Genomic DNA, 16,825 nt, shown 5'->3' with positions numbered 1-16,825 from the left:
GTGCCGGGCCCTCGCGCGTGTTCGGCATACTCGGGGGAATGGCCCTCGTGGTGGGAGTGGACGCCGGCGGAACGTCGACCAGGGCACTCGTGCTCGACCCGGACGGGGGCGGGCGCGGCACGGGCCTGGCCGGTGGCGGCAACCCCCACTCCCATCCCCCGGCCGTGGCGGCCACCAGGGTCGGCGACGCCCTGCGGATGGCGCTGGAGGGGCTGAACCCGGCCGACGTGCGGGCCGGTGTGCTGGGCCTCGCGGGCGCGGGCGCGCTGTCCGACCGCGGGGTGCGGGCGCTGTTCGAGCAGGCGTGGACGGGTGCCGGGCTGCGGTGCCCGCTGGTCGTCGTGAGCGACGCGGAGGCGGCGTTCGCCGCTGGGACGACCGAGCCGGACGGTACGGTCCTGGTCGCCGGGACCGGGTCGATCGCGGCGCGGATCTCCGGCCACTCGCTGGAGGCCCTCGCCGGTGGTCACGGCTGGCTGCTGGGCGACGAGGGCTCGGCGTTCTGGCTGGGCCGGGAGGCGGTGCGCCGGACGCTGCGCCTGCTGGACTCGTCGGTTCCCGCCGAGGGGCTCGCGGCGGCCGTGCTGGAGGCGGCCGGGGTGCCGGTCGGGACGGGCCGGGCGGCGCGCGGCGCGCTGATCACCGCCGTGAACGCGGTCCCGCCCGTGACCCTGGCCTCGTACGCGCCGCTGGTCACCGCCCACGAGGACGACCCGCTGGCCGCGTCGATCGTCGCGGACGCCGCCCGCTCGCTGGCCGACCTGGCCCTGTCCCTGCGCTCCGCCGCCGAACGAACCCCGGTGGTCCTGGTCGGCGGCGTGATGACGACCTCCGTGGGCGCGGCCGTCCGCTCGGCCCTGGCCCCGCACGCCGAGGTGCGCCTGGCGACGGACCCGGCCGCGGGAGCCGCCCGCCTGGCCACCCTCCGGCCGTGACCGCGAGTCGCCCGCTCGTGGTGCTGGAACGGGCGGCTCGCGGAGTCACGGGGTGGGAGCCGGGGGAACCCTCGGGTGGCGGAGGCCGGGGTGGTCCTCGGGCAGGGAGCGGCGCAGGACGTACCAGCTGAACGCGATGCACAGGGCCTGGAGGGGCCAGGTCAGGGCCACCCTCGCCACGCCCAGGGCCAGCACGTCGCCCGTCAGGTAGAGCGGGGTGAACACCAGCACGCGCAGCACGTACTGACCGGCCCACGGCCAGCTCGCGACGCTGTAGGCGCGCAGCAGGTCCGGGTCGCGGCGCCACCTCGTCCGCTGGCCGGTGACGGTGCCGACCACGAGCCCGAGCAGCGGCCAGCGGATCACGACGCTCGCCGCCCACGCCAGCGCGCTGGCGGCGTTCGACAGGAGCTGGACCAGGAAGAAGTCCTCCGCGCGACCGGTGTGCAGGGCGATCAGGGCGGCGAGCACGACGAACGCCACGCTCACGACCGTCGCGCGCGGCTTCTCCCCGCGCGCCAGCCGCACCGCGCCGACGACGAGACCGCAGCCGACGGCCGCGCCCGCGCCCGCGGCGACCGACCGGCCGCCGAGCAACCAGCCCAGCACGAAGGCCACCGGTGGCAGCGACGCGTCGAGCGCGCCGCGCCGCCCGCCCAGGATCTCGGCCAGGGACTCCTGGTGCACGCCCGTACCGCTCATGCCACCAGCCTGCCCGGACCGGCTGCGACCCGACAGAGCGACCCTTGACCGACGTGACCGGCGTCACTACGGTGGCTCGAAATAGTCTGGAAAGTTAACAGACGGGGGTGTCCCCATGCGCGTCGGAAGCCCGCGACTGCTGCGCGAGATCAACGACCGCGCGGCCGTCGAGGCGCTGCTGCGCAACGGCCCGCTCACCCGCTCGGAGCTGGAGGGCCTGATCGGCCTGTCCAAGCCGGCCACCGCTCAGCTGCTGACCCGGCTGGAGGAGTCGCACACCGTGCTGCGCAACGGGCTGCGCGGTGGCGGGCGCGGCCCGCGGGCCCAGCTGTGGTCGGTCAACGGCGCGCTGGCCCACGTCGCCGCGGTCGACCTGAGGCCGGACGCGGTGGACGTGGTCGTCGCCGACATCGCCGGGACCCTGATCACCGAGCACCGCGCGCCGATGCCGTCGGGCAGCACGGCGGACGTGCTGGAGGCGTTCACCGACGCGATGAGCAAGGCCGCCGGTCAGGCCGGTCTCACGCCGGGCGACCTGCACCACGTGGTCGTCGGGAGCCCCGGCGCCGTCGACCCGGCGACCGGCGGGCTCGGCTTCGCCCCGCACCTGCCCGGCTGGGAGGGCTTCGACGTCCCCGGCCGGTTGCGCGAGCTGCTCGGCACGTCGGTCACCGTCGAGAACGACGTCAACCTCGTCGCGATCGAGGAGATGATCGCGGGCCGCGCCACGGCGGTGCGCAACTTCGTGCTGGTCTGGCCGGCGGACGCCATCGGTGCCGCCGTCGTGATCAACGGCGTGCTGCTGCGCGGAGCCACCGGCGGCGCCGGGGAGATCGACTTCATGCCCGTGCCGGACCGGGCCGTCGCCACGACCGACACCGACCGGCACGGCGAGACGTTCGGCGAGCTGCTCAGCTCGTCGTCGATCGTGAAGCTCGCCCGCGCGCACGGCCTGTCGGCCCGCACCGGGCACGCCGCGGTGCGCAAGGCGCTCGGCTCCGGCACGGCCGGCCGGGAGTTCCTGGGCGACTTCGCCCGCCGGATCGCCACGGGTGTCGCCGGGGTGGTCTCCGTGCTGGACCCGGAACTGGTGCTGCTCTCGGGCGACATCGCCCAGGCGGGCGGCGAGGCGCTGGTCGACCTCGTCTCCGCCGAACTGCGGCGGCTGGTGGTGCCCCGCACCCCGGTCCGACTCGCGCTGGTGACCGGGAAACCGGTGCGCTCCGGAGCGCTGCACACGGCGCTCTCGGTCGTCAGGGAGGAGGTGTTCGGTCTGCCCGCCGCCACCACCGAACCCTTCCGCGGTCCGCACGGCGCCGTCTGAGACGGCGGTCAGGTCCCGTCCGCACGCTCGAACCGAAGGAGTGCTCATGCGTCTGACGTCTCGCGCAGCACTGCTCTGCGTCGCCGCAGCCGTGTCCCTCACCGCCTGCGCGGCAGGCGCCTCCCGATCCGACCGGACGGGGCCGGCGGAGGCACCGGCGAAGGACGCCGCGTTCACGCTGACGGTCTGGAGCAACTACTCCGACCGCGAGCTGGCCGCCGTCACCGAGGCGATGGAGACCTTCCGGGAGATCTACCCCGACGTCACGATCGAGCACCAGGGCAGCCAGGACGACGACAAGATCACCGCGGGCATCCGCAGCGGCAACCCGCCGGACCTCGCGCTGTCGTTCACGACCGACAACATCGGCCAGTTCTGCTCCAGCGGCGCGTTCCAGGAGCTCAAGCCCTACCTGGAGCGCGACCGCGTCGACCTGTCCCAGATCTCGGAGGCCGTGCGCTCGTACACCGAGTTCAAGGGCAACCGCTGCGCGATGCCGATGCTCACCGACGTCAACGGCCTGTACTACAACGCGGCCATGGTCGAGGCCGCCGGAATCAGCGCGCCGCCGAGGACGACCTCCGAGCTGCTGGAGCAGGCGAAGAAGCTCACCAGGAGGGCTCCGGACGGCTCGCTGGAGGTCGTCGGGTTCCTGCCGTCGATGCCGTACTACCAGAACCGCCCGCAGATCTGGGCGCCGAACTTCGGCGCGGACTGGTTCGGGCCGGACGGCAGGTCCGGGCTCGCGGACAGCCCCGGGTGGCAGGAGATGTTCCGCTTCCAGAAGGAGCTGGTGGACTTCTACGGCCACGACGCGCTGGAGCGCTTCCGCGCCGGGCTCGGCCAGGAGTACTCCCCCGACCACGCGTTCCACCAGGGCAAGATCGCGATGATGGTCGACGGCGAGTTCCGCACCGCGTTCATCAAGGCCCAGGCCCCGCAGGTGCGGTTCGGCACCGCGCCGTTCCCGGTGGCCGACAGCGTCGCCGACACCTACGGCACCGGCCTGACCAGCGGCACGATCATGGGCATCCCCAAGGGCTCGAAGAACCCCGGCGCGGCGTGGGAGCTGATCAAGTACCTGTCGCTGGACACGGACGTGATCGTGCAGATGTCCAACGCCATCAAGAACGTCCCGAACACGAGGGCCGCGCTGGAGGACCCCCGGCTGGAGGTGGACGAGCAGTTCAGGACGTTCGTGGACATGGCGCGCAGCGACGACCTGGAGGGCAGCCCCGTCACGCCGATCGGTGACGCGCACCTCAAGGTCGTCAGCGACTTCGCGACGTCCTGGCAGGCCGGGCAGGTGCCCGACCTGGTCGAGGGCCTGCGAGCCGTCGACCGGCAGATCGACGACCAGATCGCGAAGAGCGGCAAGTAGCGATGACGGCCGCGCTGGAACGCGTGGACACCGGCCGCCCGGCCGCCCCCGCGAGGGGGCGGTCGCGCGCCCGCACCCGACACCGCCTGACCGTGCTGGCGTTCCTGGCCCCCGCGATCACCGGGTTCGTGCTGTTCTTCGGCTACCCGCTGGTCGCGACGGTCGTGTTCTCCTTCACCCGCTACGACCTGATCAACCCCCCGGAGTTCGTCGGCCTGGCGAACTACCTGTTCATGCTCGACGACCCGCTGTTCCTCACGTCGATCTACAACACGCTGTGGCTGGTCGTCGTGGTCACGATCTCCCGCGTCGTGTTCGCGCTCGGCGTGGCGTCGGTGATCGCGCGGCTGCGCTCGGGCGTCGGTCTGATCCGCACGCTGTGCTACCTGCCGTCGCTCGCTCCCCCGGTGGCGGCGACGCTGGTGTTCTTCCTGGTCATGCGCCCCAACGGCGGGCCGCTGGACACCGCCCTCGGCTGGTTCGGCCTGCAGGGCCCGCTGTGGTTCTCCGACCCGGACTGGGCGAAGCCCGGCCTCGCGGTGATCCTGCTGTGGGTCTCCGGCGACCTCGTGATCATCCTGCTGGCGGCGGTCCTGGACGTGCCGCAGGAGCAGTACGAGGCCGCCGAGCTGGACGGCGCCGGCGCGCTGCGCCGCTGGTGGCACATCACGCTGCCGACGATCTCGCCGGTGCTGCTGTTCGGCGTGGTCAACTCGGTGATCGTCGCGTTGCAGCTGTTCACGCAGGCGGTGGTGGCCGGGTCCGCCGGGTCGGGCGCGGCGGACGTCACCGGCAACACGCGCAACCTCGGCTTCCCGGACAACTCCACGCTGACGTTCCCCGTCTGGCTCTACACCCAGGGGTTCCGCTACTTCGACATGGGCTACGCCGCCGCGATGGCGACCGTGCTGTTCGTGGTCTCGTTCGCCGCGACGGCCGTGCTCGTGCAGCGGATGCGGCGCTCGTCGCACCAGGAGGAAGGCGGTTCCGGAGCATGACCGAGACCCTGCCCGCTCCGCCGGCGCCGGCCGGAGCCCCGCAGCGCCGCTCCCGCGACGCGCGCGGCGTCCTCGACTGGGTCGCCCTGCACAGCATCGGCCTCGCGCTGGGGCTGATGTTCGCGCTGCCCGTGCTGTTCGTGCTGCTCACCGCCGTCATGGGCGACGACGAGGCGTTCACCTCCGCGCTGTGGCCGAGCGAGTGGCACTGGGAGAACTTCGCGCTGGCCTTCGAGAAGGCGCCGCTGCTGAAGTACCTGGGCAACAGCCTGCTCTACTCGCTGCTGGCCACGGCCGGGATGCTGCTGTCGTCGATCCCGGCCGCCTACGCGCTCGCGAAGCTGCGGTGGCGCGGGCGCGACGCGGTGTTCCTGCTGGTCGTCGGCGCGATGATGCTGCCGCCGCAGGTGGTGGCCGTGCCGCTGTACGACACGTGGTCGAGCCTCGGGCTCACCGGCACGCTGTGGCCGCTGATCGCGCCGTACTTCCTGTTCGACGCGTTCAGCGTCTTCCTGCTGCGCCAGTTCGTCCTGACCATCCCGCAGTCCTACGTGGACGCGGCGCGGGTGGACGGGTGCGGCGAGTTCCAGGCGATGGTGCGGATCGTCGTGCCGATGGCCAGGCCCGGTATCGCGGCCACGTCGCTGTTCTGCTTCCTCTACACGTGGAACGACTACTTCGGACCGCTGCTCTACACCGGCGAGCGGCCCGACCAGTGGACGCTGTCGCTGGCGCTCGCGTCGTTCAAGTCCCTGCACCAGGTCCAGTGGAACCTGGCCATGGCCGTCACGCTGCTCATCATGATCCCGGCGATCGTGCTGTTCGCGTTCGCGCAGCGCTCGTTCGTCCGGGGCATCACCTTCACGGGGGTCAAGGGGTGAAGCTCACCGTCATCGGAGGCGGGTCCACGTACACGCCGGAACTCGTCGACGGGATCGCGGGACGACGCGCCGGCCTCGCGGTCGACGAGATCGTGCTGGTCGACCCGGACGCCGAACGCCTGGAGGTCGTCGGCGCGTTCAGCCGGCGGTTGCTGGAGCACGCCGACCACCCGGCGCGGGTGCGCACCACGACCGACCTGGAGTCCGCGGCCGACGGCGCGTCGGCCGTGCTGATCCAGCTCCGGGTCGGCGGGCAGACCGCGCGCCTGTCCGACGAGACCTTCCCCCTGACCTGCGGCTGCGTCGGCCAGGAGACCACGGGGGCCGGTGGCCTGGCCAAGGCGCTGCGCACGGTGCCCGTGGTGCTGGACATCGCCGAGCGGGTGCGCGCGGTGGCCGGGGAGGACACCTGGATCGTCGACTTCACCAACCCGGTGGGCATCGTCACGCGCGCCCTGCTCCAGGAGGGGCACCGCGCGGTCGGGCTGTGCAACGTCGCCATCTCCTTCCAGCGCCGGGTGGCGGCGCTGCTCGGCGCGACGCCGGAGCGGGTGGAGCTGGACCACGTCGGTCTCAACCACCTGACGTGGGTGCGGGCCGTGCGGGTCGACGGAGCCGACCGGCTGCCGGAGCTGCTCGACGAGCACGCGGACGCCCTGGAGGAGCACGTCCGGCTGCCGATCGGGCTGATGCGGCGGCTGAACGCGGTGCCGTCGTACTACCTGAACTACTTCTACGACCACGACGCCGTGGTGGCGCGGCAGCGGGTGGAGCAGCCGCGCGCCGAGGTCGTCAGCGCGGTGGAGGAGGAGCTGCTCGACGTCTACCGGGACCCGGCGGTCGTGACGAAGCCGGAGGCGCTGGCGCAGCGCGGCGGCGCGTACTACTCGGAGGCGGCGGTGCAGCTCGTGCACTCGCTGACCGGTGGCGCGAGCGGCGAGCGGCACGTCGTCAACGTGCGCAACGACGGCACGCTGCCGTTCCTGCCGGACGACGCCGTGGTGGAGGTGCCGTCCGCGGTGGACGCCGACGGCGCGACGCCGCTGCCGGTGGCGCCGGTCGGACCCGCGACGTCGGGACTGATCGCGCACGTCGCGGCCTACGAGCACCTGGCGCTGGACGCCGCCGTGCGCGGCGGGCGCGACCGGGTGGCCGACGCGCTGCTCGCGCACCCGCTGATCGGGCAGCACGACCGGGCGGAGAAGCTCGCCGACGAGCTGATCGCGCGCAACCGCCACTTCCTGCCGTGGGTGACCGCGTGACGGGACGGGTGCTGGCGCTCGACGGCGGCAACAGCAAGACCGACGTGCTGCTCGTGGAGGGCGACGGCACCGTGCTCGCGCGGGTGCGCGGGCCGGGCGCGTCGCCGCAGAACGTGGGGCTGGCGCGCAGCGGGGCCGTGTTCGACGGCCTGGTGCGCGAGGCGGCGGCGCGGGCCGGGCTGCCGCCGGGCGAGCGCGTCGCGAGCCACACCTCCGCCTACCTCGCGGGCGCCGACCTGCCGCGCGAGGAGGCCGAGCTGACCGCCGCCCTCGGGGAGCTGGGCTGGTCGGACACGGTCGTCGTCGGCAACGACACGTTCGCGCTGCTGCGCGCGGGCACACCGGACGGCGTCGGCGTGGCCGTGGTGTGCGGCGCCGGCATCAACTGCGTCGCGGTCGCCGCCGACGGCCGGGTGCACCGCTTCCCCGCGCTGGGCCGGATCTCCGGCGACTGGGGCGGCGGGGCGCACATCGGTTCCGAGGCGCTGTGGTGCGCGGTGCGCGCGGAGGACGGGCGCGGGCGGCCCACGGCGCTGCACGCCCGGCTGCTCGCGCACTACGGCGTGCCCGCGCTGGCGGAGGTCGTGGAGCAGGTGCACTTCGGGGAGCGGGAGCTGGACGTGCACGCCCTGTGCCCGCTGCTCTTCGAGGTCGCGGAGGCCGGTGACGAGGTGGCGCGCGGCGTCGTGGACCGGCTCGTCGAGGAGATCGCGCTGCTCGCCGGGGTGTCGCTGCGCACGCTCGGCCTGAGCGGCGAGGCCGTCGACGTGGTGCTCGGCGGTGGTGTGCTCACCGGGCGGGGCGAGCCGCTGGTGTCGCAGGTCGAGCGGCGCGTCCTGGACGCGGCTCCGCTGGCACGGGTGCGCGTCGTGGACGTGCCGCCGGTGGTCGGCGCCGCGCTGCTGGGCCTGGACGCGGTGCACGCGCCGCCCTCGGCGGAGCGGCGGCTGCGCGGCGGCCACGACGCCGGCGCGCCGAGCCCCGGCTGGTGATCCGGCGGCTCAGCCGGAGCGGATCTCCCAGCCGGTGCCCGTGAGCAGCGGTGCCGGGGTGAGCGCCGCACGCGGGTCCGGCGGCACCAGGAGCGGCGCGGGCGTCCGCGTCGGGGAGCCGGTTCCCGGCGGGGTCGAGGTCGGCCGCGGGTCGGGAGCGGCCGACCGGACCTCGGAAGCGGTCGCGCGAGTGGACCCCACCGGCGGCGCGGGGTCCTCGGAGGTCTCCGCCGGTTCCGCGGTGACGTCGAGCCGGTACTCCATCGGCGGGTCCCCGCCCCCGTCGGTGACGGACGGCCGCGGCCCCGCCGGGCCGGGACCGCTCCGGCGGTCGTCGGGGTCCTGCTCCTCGGTCGTGCTGGTCAGGGCGACGCCCAGCGCGAGGCCGAGGGAGACGGTCACGGCGCACAGGGAGATCACGGGAACGGGGAAGCGCGTCGGCACGAGTTCTCCTGCCGGTCGACTGTGCGGTGCGCGACAGAGTACGGGTCCAAATGACGTAGCTCGTCCCTCGCGCGCCCACGTTCGCACGATCGAGTGATCAGTGGACACCGCGACCCTCGCCGATCCGGGAACGGCCGACCGGCCGGCACTCTCCCCTGGACGCCGGCCGGCCGGCCGGGGCGGCCCACCCCCTCGGTCTCCCCCCTTGCGCCACCCCAGCACGAAGGGCAACTGCCGATCTCCGTGCCGCTGCCACCGTGCCACGGTCCGGAGGGACGCGGCTAAACACCGGCTAAACGTCGGAGGTCAGCGACTCCAGGGCCGCGCGCGTCCCCAGCGCGCGCGGCGATCCGGCCTGTTCGTACAGACGCAGCGACTCGGTCAGCTCCGCGCGTGCCGCGATCCACTCGCGGCGTCGCGCGAGGACTCGGCCGAGCACCTGCCTGCCGAACGCCTCGGCCAGCACGCTGCCCCCGAGGCGCGCGAGCTCGATGCCGCGCCGGGCGTGCTCCTCCGCCGCGCGCAGCTGCCCGAGGTCGGCGTGCAGCTCGGCGAGGTTGGTGATCGCGAGGACGTGCGCGGCGCGGTCCTCGGTGTCCTCGTAGAGCCGCACGGCCCGCTCCTGGTGCCGCACGGCGCTCTCCCGCGCGCCCAGCGCCTGCTCGGCCTGCGCGACGTTGTTCAGACCACGGGCCTCGCCGACCCGGTCGCCCTGCCGCGCGGCCAGGCGCACCGACTCCCAGAAGTTCGCCAGCGCCTCGTCGTGCCGTCCCAGCGCGAGCTGCGCCGTGGCGAGCTGGTTGACGGTGATGACGAGGTGGCGCGAGTCGCCCAGTTCGACGGCGATCTCGTGCGCGCGACGCGCCTGCGGCAGGGAGTGCCCGGCGGTGCCCATGCGGCTGCTGGTGGCGCACGTCGTGGACAGCAGCAGCATCTCGCCCAGCGCGCTGCCGCTCGCGCGCGCGGACTCCAGGCCGAACCGGACCAGGGCCGGCCACTCCCCCGCCACCGAGCGGACCGCGCAGTAGCGGTGCAGCAGCCGCACGAGCTGCCACACCTGCTCGTGCAGCCCGGCCTCCGCCGCCGTGCGCACGAGCGGGACCAGGACGGGCCACTCGGCGGCGAACCAGGCGATGGCGGCCCCGCGGTCGGGCAGGGAGGGCACGACGCTGCGGCCCGCGTCGGCCGCGGCGAGGTCCAGGTCGTCGCCCGGTGGCCCGATCAGGCGGCGCGCGGTGTCGCAGACGACGAGGTAGTGCCGCAGGACGGCGACCAGCGCGCCCCGCCGGTCGCCGTCGCCGCCCGGCAGCGCGCGGGCGTACAGGCGCACCAGGTCGTGCACGGCGAACGCGCCGGGCGCGACCTCGGTGAGCAGGTTCGCCTCCGCCAACCCGGCCAGCCACCCGGTGGCCTCGGGCAGTCCCGTGCCGCAGACCGACGCCAGCACGTGCGGGCCGATCTGGTGGCCGGGGAAGCGGCCGACGGCGGCGAACGCCTCGCGCAGGTGCGGCGGCAGGGCGCGGTACGAGGCGTCGAGCGCGCGGGCCACCCCCACCGCGCCGGCGGACAGCTCCAGCGAGCGCAGCCGGGTGTCGTCGTCGGACAGCTCCCGGACGAGGTCCTCCACCGTCCACTTCGGACTGATCAGTAGTTTGGCCGCCGCGATGCGCAGCGCGAGCGGCAGGCGCCCGCACAGCTCGGCGACGGCGTCCACGGCCCCCGCGTCGTCCCCGGTGAGCCGCTCGCCCACGACCTCGCGCACCAGGCGGGCCGACGCGGCGGCGTCGAGCACGTCCACGGTCAGCAGGCGCGCGCCGCCGCTCACCACGAGAGCGCCCAGACCGAGGCGGCTGGTCACCAGCGCGACCGAGCCCGGCCCGCTCGGCAGCAGCGGGCGCACCTGCTCCGGGGAGGCGGCGTCGTCGAGGACCACGAGGACGCGCCGCCGGGCCAGCAGCGAGCGGTAGAGACCGAGGCGGTCCTGCGGCGCGCCGGGCACGGCGTCGGGCAGCACGCCCAGCGCCAGCAGGAAGCGTTCCAGCACCTCGGCCGGGTCGGCGGAGCGGTCGCCGCCGACGAGCCCGCGCAGCTCGGCGAACAGCACGCCGTCGGGGAAGTCGCCGGCACGCCGGTGGCCCCACGCCACGGCCAGCGCGGTCTTGCCCACCCCGGCCGGGCCGGTCAGCACGGCCAGCGCCGAGGCGTCCGAGCTCGGCACGGCGTCCAGCCGCGCCAGGTCGGCCTCGCGCCCGACGAAACCGCCGACCGGCCCCGGCAGCTGCGCGGGGACCACCACGCCGGGCCGCGGCGGCACGACGGACCGCTCCGGCTCCCCCACCGCGCTGAGCGCCGGGTCGTCGCGCAGCACCTGCTCGTGCAGCGCCCGCAGCTCGGGACCGGGGTCGATGCCCAGCTCGTCGGCCGCGCGCCGCTGGAAGCGGAGGAACGCGTCCAGGGCGTCGGCGCGCTGACCGGAGCGGTAGAGCGCGCGCACCGTGTGCGCCACCAGGCGTTCCCGGAACGGGTGCTCGGTGACGAGCTGGCGCAGCTCCCCCACCAGCTCCAGGTGCCGGCCGAGGTCGAGCTCGGCGGCGATGCGCTCCTCGATCGCGACGAGGCGCAGCTCGTCCAGGTCCGTGGTCACCGGGTCGCCCGGCACGTCGGCGAGCGCCCGCCCGCGCCACAGCCCCAGCGCCTCGCGCAGCAGACCGGCGCGCATCGCGGCCGACTTGCCGCGCGCGGCGGCCACCAGCTCCCGTGCGCGGTGCAGGTCGAGCCGCCACGGGTCGACCTCCAGCTGGTAGCCGGTCGGCGTCGTCACTATCCGGGCCGAGCCGGACGGGTCGGCCTGCCTGAACAGGCGGCGCAACCGGGACACGTAGCCGTGCACGATCGTGCGCGCGGTCGCGGGCGGGGCGTCGCCCCACAGCCCGTCGACGATGCGGTCGACGGGCACGGTCCGGCCCGCCTCCACCACCAGCAGCGCCAGCAGACCCCGCACGCCGCGGCGGCCGATCGGGACGGGCCGGCCGTCGGCCAGGACCTGGAGGGGACCCAGGACTCCGAGTTCGAGGCCGCGGCCGGCTCGCGCTCCGGGCTCCTCGATCGCGTCGTCCGGCATGCCCCTCCCCCCGATCGCGGTACATCACCTGGACAGGTGTCCCGATCCGGACGTCAGATACGTGAAGGCACCTTCGGGGCACATCGGACGTGCGGCGTGCACGGGACCCGCTCCGGGCCAAGTACTGTTCGCAGCCCAGGACCGGAAGGACTTCGGGAGGGCACGTGCCGCGAGACCAGTCGACGGTGGTCGACCGTGGCGCCGGATGCCTGCTGGGAGGGGCGCTCGGCGATTCCTTCGGCGCGCCGGTGCAGTACCTCGGGTGGGCCGAGATCCAGCGGGAGCACGGCCAGGAAGGCGTTCTGTCACCGCCCAGACCGGCGCTGGTGACCGACGACACGCAGCTGACGCTGTTCACCGCGGACGGCTACCTGCGGGCGTGGGTGCACGGCAAGGCCACCGGTGAGTGGGAACCCGTCGACGCCGTGTGGCGCAGCTACAAGCGGTGGCTGGTCACCCAGCAGAGCGACGGCCCCGAACCGGGTGCCACGGGGCTGATCGCCGACGAGAGGCTGTTCGCCAGCCGCTCGCCGGGGCTGACGTGCCTGCGCGCGCTGGCGGCCGACGAGGCGCCGTCACCGGAGCGCCCGCACAACGAGTCGTCGGGCTGCAACGGCGTCACGCGCACCGCGCCGGCCGGGTTCGCGCCGAGCGCGTCCATCGCCTACGACCTGGGGTGCCGGTTCGCCGCGCTCACCCACGGCGGCACCGGCGGCTGGGTGTCCGGCGGCGCGCTGGCGCTGCTCGTGCACCTGCTCGCCGTGCGCGGGCGTCCGCTGCGCGAGGCGATCGACCAGGTGATCGGGCGCGTCCTGCGCGACGACCCGTACACGGCCAACGCGCTGAACCGGGCCGTGGTGTTCGCCGACGAGCACCGCGAGCTGGGCGGGCACGCCGTGCGGGTGGACCGGCTGGGCAGCGGCTGGACGGGTCCGGAGGCGCTCGCCATCGCGGTGCACACGGTGCTGCTGCACCCGAAGCCGTCGCAGTTCGTGGACGCGATGCGCGTGGCGGCCAACCACTCCGGCGGCAGCGACGCGACGGCCTCGTTGACGGGCAACGTCTTCGGCGCGCTGCACGGGACCGCGGCGCTGCCGCGCGACTGGCTCAGCGGGCTGGAACTGGTGGACGTGCTCGACGAGACGGGCCGCGATCTGGGCAGGTCGGCCGTCGGGCTGGACTTCGACGAGTCCCGCTACGAGTGAGGCCGGGGCCGACGGCCCCCGCGGCGCGCTCCCGAAAACGCGCGGGCGGGGGCCGCCACTCCACGGCTTGGTCAACAGCAGTTCGGGGCTCACCCCGAGCGAGGTCCCGTCTTGCTCTTGATCAACGTTTCGTGAAGCGGAAGCAGTACTCCCGTGTGTCAAAACCTAGCAGAGCCGCATCCGCGCAGTCACGTCCGGTCCACGCTCCGACGCGGCTTCGAGTGAGCAAGATCACGCCGCGACGGGGAGTGCCGGAGTGCGCAGGACGCGGCGCTCCGAGTCCACGGCGAACACCTCGCAGCCCGGTCGCGCCGCCGCCCACGCGACCCCGTCCGCGCCCAGCGCGAACGCCGCCGTGGCCGTCGCGTCGGCCGTCGTCAGGTCGGGCGCGACGACCGTGACGCTCAGCAGGCCCCGCGCCGGCAGACCCGTGCGGCCGTCCCGGACGTGCTGGCCCCGCTCGTAGAGCGCCGAGGTCGCCACGGCCCCGTCGCGCGACTCCAGCACCACGCACACCCGGTCGGCCAGGTCCGGGTGCCGCACGCCCACGCGCCACGGCCGCCCCCCGCCGGGCGACCCCGCCGTGACGACGTCGCCCCCGGCGTTGACGCAGAAGTTCCGCGCGCCCGCGTCGGCGAGGACGCCCGCCGCGCGCTGGACCGCCCAGCCCTTCACCACGGCGCACGGGTCGAGGCCGCGACCGGGCAGGCGCGCGGTGAACGCGCCGCCGGTGGCCTCCTCGTAGGACGAGCACAGGCCGAGCACCTCGGCCAGGTCCGGGCTGAGCTCGTCCTCGGCGAGTTCGCCCCGGTCCAGTCGGGACACCTCGCTGTCGGCCCGGAACGGGCTGAACCGCGCGTCCGCGGCGCGCAACCACGCGAACGCCCGCTCGACGGCGTCCGCCAGCTCGGGCTCGCGGTCCACGAGGTCCACCGAGATCGGCAGCCCCATGACCTGCTCGACGCGCCGCACCGCGCTACCCCCGCCCGTCGAGGACGGACTGGAGCGAGGCGATGTAGCCCTCGCTGGTGGCGGTCGCGCCCGAGACGGTGTCGACGTCCGCGCTCTGCGCCCGCAACGTCTCCTCCTGCAGGATCGGCACGGCCCGCCTCGTCGGCCCGCTGTCCGGCTGCTTCAGCATCTGCACGGCGACGATCTCGTCCCCGGAGTAGACGACGCGGACCTGCACGTCGCCCTCGCTGGTGCTGATCAGCTCTCCGTCGACGGTCCGCGCGCCGGCCGGCGCCTCGGCGACCGCCGCGGTGCCGGAGGTGGAGGCGGGTCGCGCTTCGAAGCGCCACAGCGGCACGAGTCCGGCGACGGTCAGCAGCAGCACGGGTACGGCTCTGCGCACGGGGGTGTTCCTCTCAACTCGCGAAGCTGAAGCGCTCGAAGTGGACCTGGTCGCGCGGGACGCCCAGTTCGCGCAGGCTCGCCAGGACCGCGGTGGTCATGCCGGGCGGACCGCACACGAACACGTCGCGCTGCCGCACGTCGGGCACCAGCGCGGCGAGGTTCGCCGGTCCGAGCAGCGGGCCGCGGTGGTCCTCGCCCGCCCGCGGCCCGGTCAGCACGTGCAGCACGGCGCCCCTGGCGTGCGCCAGCCGCTGGAGCTCGTCCAGCAGCACGGCGTCGGAGTGCGCGCGGACCCGGTAGACCACCACGACGTGGCCCACCGCCTCCTCCAGCAGGGCGCGCACCGGCGTGACGCCCACGCCGCCCGCGACGAGCAGCACGTCGGGCTTCGTGCGGTGCAGCGACGTGAACGCGCCGTAGGGGCCCTCGGCGAACACGCGGGTGCCCGGCCGCAGGTGGCGCAGCCCGGCGCTGCCCGCGCCGGCCGCCTTGACCGTGAGCCGCAGCCGCCGCCCGTCCGGAGCCGCGGACAGCGAGTAGGGGTTGGCCTGCCACCAGCGGTCGCGGGTGAGGAAGCGCCACAGGAAGAACTGCCCCGCCCTGGCGGGCAGCTCGTCCAGGCGCGCGCCGGTGACGTACACCGACACGACGTCGTCGGACTCGGGCACGACCGCCTCGACCCGCAGGCCGTGCCGCAGGTTCCGGTACAGCGGCAGCAGCACCCGGCCGAGCAGCACCGCGCCGAGCGCGACGCCCCACAGCGTCCACCAGTAGCCGCGGGCGAACGGCGACGCGGTCAGCGACGTGCCGACCGCGACCTGGTGGGCGAAGGCCAGCACGACCGCGACGTAGGTGTAGAGGTGCACGAAGTGCCAGGTCTCGTAGGCCAGTCTGCGCCGCGCCGCCCGCGCCGACACCGCGCCGACCACGAGGACCAGCAGCAGCGCGACGACGGCGCGCAGCACGCCCTCGACCGTGGTCGCGAGGTGCACCAGCTCCGACACCGGGTCCAGCTCGGAGTCCTGCGCGAGGCCGAGGGTGGTGAACACGGCGTGCGCGAGCAGCAGCCACAGCAGCGCGAACCCGGTCCAGCGGTGCCACGAGGTGAGCCGGTCCGTGCCGACGCGCCGGTCGAGCCACGGCAGCCTGGCCACGAGCAGCAGTTGCAGCGCCATCACCACCGCCGCGTACAGGCCGGTGAAGCGGCCGACGAGGATCAGCGCGTTCGCGGCGAACCCGCCGCGCACGAAGAGCATCCACACGACCACGACGTTGGCCGCGACCACCGTCCCCAGGAGGACGGCCGCCGCGGCGCGTGGTCGCGCGGCGAGGTCGTCCGGCGACGGTCCCGGTGTCCCGGTCGTGGTCACTGGCGGCTCCTGTCGTGTCGATCCGCCGCCGGCACTCCGCGGCGGTGCTGTCCGCCACCTGTGCCGAACCTGTCGGTTGCCTGTGGATCGCGGCGCGAGCCCCGGACGGCGGGCGGCGCCCCGCAGGAGGTGCCGCACTATGGGACACGTGGAAAAGGGCAGCGCGGTTCGACTGCTCGTCGTGGACGACGAGCCGCACATCGCCGACCTCGTGGCGACGGTGGCGCGCTACGAGGGGTGGCAGGCGGTGACCGCATGCAGCGGCGAGGCCGCCCTGAAGCAGGCCGCGGCGTTCCGCCCGGACATCGTGGTGCTCGACCTGATGCTCCCCGACGTCGACGGCTTCTCCGTCCTGGACGGGCTGCGCGCGGAGGGCACGATGGTGCCCGTGGTGTTCCTCACCGCGCGCGACGGCACGGCCGACCGGGTGGCCGGGCTGACCAGGGGCGGGGACGACTACCTGGTGAAGCCGTTCTCGGTGGAGGAGCTGATGGCGCGGTTGCGCGCGGTGCTGCGGCGCAGCACCGGGCCGGTGTGGCGGCGGTCGGTGCTGGAGGTGGCCGACCTGGCGCTGGACGAGGACACCCGCGAGGTGCGCCGCGCCGGGAAGCTCGCGACGCTCACGCCCACCGAGTACGAGCTGCTGCGCTACCTCATGCGCCGCTCCCCCGCGGTGCTGACGAAGGCGCAGATCCTGGACCACGTGTGGGAGTACGACTTCGGCGGCCGGTCCAACGTGGTCGAGCTGGTCGTGTCGCACCTGCGCCGCAAGCTCGACGACGGGCACGAGCCGCTGATCCACACCGTCCGCGGCGTCGGCTACACGCTGCGGCGAGCCGCCGGGTGACACCGCG

The 16,825-nt window shown here is 74.6% G+C and carries 15 protein-coding genes; 9 read left to right on the top strand and 6 right to left on the bottom strand.

All coding sequences use genetic code 11. From position 1 onward, the window contains the following. Positions 1–38 precede the first annotated feature (38 nt). Positions 39–935 carry an N-acetylglucosamine kinase gene (locus tag IMZ35_RS11915; RefSeq protein WP_199441101.1) on the top strand — a complete coding sequence of 299 codons (897 nt, stop codon included), beginning with the start codon at positions 39–41 and terminating at the stop codon, positions 933–935. A 45-nt stretch (positions 936–980) separates the two neighbouring features. Here IMZ35_RS11915 and IMZ35_RS11910 read toward each other — a convergent pair whose 3' ends face one another. After that, the gene (locus IMZ35_RS11910; RefSeq protein WP_199441100.1) at positions 981–1,637 is read right to left on the bottom strand and encodes a DUF3159 domain-containing protein; all 657 of its coding nucleotides are present in this window, start codon (positions 1,635–1,637) and stop codon (positions 981–983) included. A 115-nt stretch (positions 1,638–1,752) separates the two neighbouring features. Here IMZ35_RS11910 and IMZ35_RS11905 point away from each other — a divergent pair, with 115 nt between their 5' ends. Genes IMZ35_RS11905 through IMZ35_RS11880 form a run of 6 tightly spaced genes read left to right on the top strand, consistent with a single transcriptional unit; the run spans position 1,753 to position 8,475 of the window. Beyond that, positions 1,753–2,961 carry an ROK family transcriptional regulator gene (locus IMZ35_RS11905; protein ID WP_199441099.1) on the top strand — a complete coding sequence of 403 codons (1,209 nt, stop codon included), beginning with the start codon at positions 1,753–1,755 and terminating at the stop codon, positions 2,959–2,961. Between the two features lie 46 nt (positions 2,962–3,007). Next, positions 3,008–4,342 carry an extracellular solute-binding protein gene (locus IMZ35_RS11900; RefSeq protein ID WP_199441098.1) on the top strand — a complete coding sequence of 445 codons (1,335 nt, stop codon included), beginning with the start codon at positions 3,008–3,010 and terminating at the stop codon, positions 4,340–4,342. 2 nt (positions 4,343–4,344) lie between these two features. After that, positions 4,345–5,340 (top strand): carbohydrate ABC transporter permease, encoded by a 996-nt coding sequence (locus IMZ35_RS11895; protein WP_199441097.1) that lies wholly within the window; start codon positions 4,345–4,347, stop codon positions 5,338–5,340. Beyond that, the gene (locus tag IMZ35_RS11890) at positions 5,337–6,221 is read left to right on the top strand and encodes a carbohydrate ABC transporter permease (protein WP_199441096.1); all 885 of its coding nucleotides are present in this window, start codon (positions 5,337–5,339) and stop codon (positions 6,219–6,221) included. The genes IMZ35_RS11895 and IMZ35_RS11890 overlap by 4 nt, the downstream gene beginning before the upstream one ends. Further along, positions 6,218–7,483 (top strand): 6-phospho-beta-glucosidase, encoded by a 1,266-nt coding sequence (locus IMZ35_RS11885; RefSeq protein ID WP_199441095.1) that lies wholly within the window; start codon positions 6,218–6,220, stop codon positions 7,481–7,483. Before IMZ35_RS11890 ends, IMZ35_RS11885 begins: the two co-directional genes overlap by 4 nt. Further along, the gene (locus IMZ35_RS11880; RefSeq protein WP_199441094.1) at positions 7,480–8,475 is read left to right on the top strand and encodes an N-acetylglucosamine kinase; all 996 of its coding nucleotides are present in this window, start codon (positions 7,480–7,482) and stop codon (positions 8,473–8,475) included. The genes IMZ35_RS11885 and IMZ35_RS11880 overlap by 4 nt, the downstream gene beginning before the upstream one ends. A gap of 9 nt (positions 8,476–8,484) precedes the next feature. Here the strand turns inward: IMZ35_RS11880 and IMZ35_RS11875 are convergent, their stop codons facing one another. Both IMZ35_RS11875 and IMZ35_RS11870 read right to left on the bottom strand, forming a co-directional pair. After that, positions 8,485–8,919, bottom strand: coding sequence for a hypothetical protein (locus tag IMZ35_RS11875; protein WP_199441093.1), 435 nt, complete (start codon positions 8,917–8,919; stop codon positions 8,485–8,487). Between the two features lie 292 nt (positions 8,920–9,211). Next, on the bottom strand, positions 9,212–12,040 hold the full coding sequence (locus IMZ35_RS11870; protein ID WP_199441092.1) for an AfsR/SARP family transcriptional regulator: 2,829 nt from the start codon (positions 12,038–12,040) through the stop codon (positions 9,212–9,214). A 164-nt stretch (positions 12,041–12,204) separates the two neighbouring features. On the opposite strand from IMZ35_RS11870, the gene IMZ35_RS11865 reads away from it, so the two are divergent. Then, a complete protein-coding gene (locus tag IMZ35_RS11865) occupies positions 12,205–13,245 on the top strand; it encodes an ADP-ribosylglycohydrolase family protein (RefSeq protein WP_199441091.1) in 1,041 nt (346 codons plus the stop codon). Between the two features lie 231 nt (positions 13,246–13,476). Here IMZ35_RS11865 and IMZ35_RS11860 read toward each other — a convergent pair whose 3' ends face one another. Genes IMZ35_RS11860 through IMZ35_RS11850 form a run of 3 tightly spaced genes read right to left on the bottom strand, consistent with a single transcriptional unit; the run spans position 13,477 to position 15,971 of the window. Then, positions 13,477–14,217, bottom strand: coding sequence for an FAD:protein FMN transferase (locus IMZ35_RS11860; RefSeq protein ID WP_199441090.1), 741 nt, complete (start codon positions 14,215–14,217; stop codon positions 13,477–13,479). Positions 14,218–14,221: 4 nt separating this feature from the next. Next, the gene (locus tag IMZ35_RS11855) at positions 14,222–14,599 is read right to left on the bottom strand and encodes an FMN-binding protein (protein WP_199441089.1); all 378 of its coding nucleotides are present in this window, start codon (positions 14,597–14,599) and stop codon (positions 14,222–14,224) included. A 13-nt stretch (positions 14,600–14,612) separates the two neighbouring features. Further along, on the bottom strand, positions 14,613–15,971 hold the full coding sequence (locus tag IMZ35_RS11850; RefSeq protein WP_438816865.1) for a ferredoxin reductase family protein: 1,359 nt from the start codon (positions 15,969–15,971) through the stop codon (positions 14,613–14,615). 139 nt (positions 15,972–16,110) lie between these two features. On the opposite strand from IMZ35_RS11850, the gene IMZ35_RS11845 reads away from it, so the two are divergent. Continuing rightward, the gene (locus IMZ35_RS11845) at positions 16,111–16,818 is read left to right on the top strand and encodes a response regulator transcription factor (RefSeq protein WP_199441088.1); all 708 of its coding nucleotides are present in this window, start codon (positions 16,111–16,113) and stop codon (positions 16,816–16,818) included. Positions 16,819–16,825 lie beyond the last annotated feature (7 nt).

The sequence above is a fragment of the Umezawaea beigongshangensis genome, assembly GCF_016464305.1.
Classification (GTDB): domain Bacteria; phylum Actinomycetota; class Actinomycetes; order Mycobacteriales; family Pseudonocardiaceae; genus Umezawaea_A; species Umezawaea_A beigongshangensis.
Note: the sequence above shows the minus strand (reverse complement) of the source record. Positions and strands in the feature narration are given on the sequence as shown.

What these genes read in the sequence shown, in the direction of transcription:
- IMZ35_RS11890 (WP_199441096.1), top strand. Translation starts at nt 5,337, where the DNA reads ATGACCGAGACCCTGCCCGCTCCGCCGGCGCCGGCCGGAGCCCCGCAG.
- IMZ35_RS11905 (WP_199441099.1), top strand. Translation starts at nt 1,753, where the DNA reads ATGCGCGTCGGAAGCCCGCGACTGCTGCGCGAGATCAACGACCGCGCG.
- IMZ35_RS11845 (WP_199441088.1), top strand. Translation starts at nt 16,111, where the DNA reads ATGGGACACGTGGAAAAGGGCAGCGCGGTTCGACTGCTCGTCGTGGAC.
- IMZ35_RS11910 (WP_199441100.1), bottom strand. Translation starts at nt 1,637, where the DNA reads ATGAGCGGTACGGGCGTGCACCAGGAGTCCCTGGCCGAGATCCTGGGC.
- IMZ35_RS11915 (WP_199441101.1), top strand. Translation starts at nt 39, where the DNA reads ATGGCCCTCGTGGTGGGAGTGGACGCCGGCGGAACGTCGACCAGGGCA.
- IMZ35_RS11870 (WP_199441092.1), bottom strand. Translation starts at nt 12,040, where the DNA reads ATGCCGGACGACGCGATCGAGGAGCCCGGAGCGCGAGCCGGCCGCGGC.
- IMZ35_RS11900 (WP_199441098.1), top strand. Translation starts at nt 3,008, where the DNA reads ATGCGTCTGACGTCTCGCGCAGCACTGCTCTGCGTCGCCGCAGCCGTG.
- IMZ35_RS11895 (WP_199441097.1), top strand. Translation starts at nt 4,345, where the DNA reads ATGACGGCCGCGCTGGAACGCGTGGACACCGGCCGCCCGGCCGCCCCC.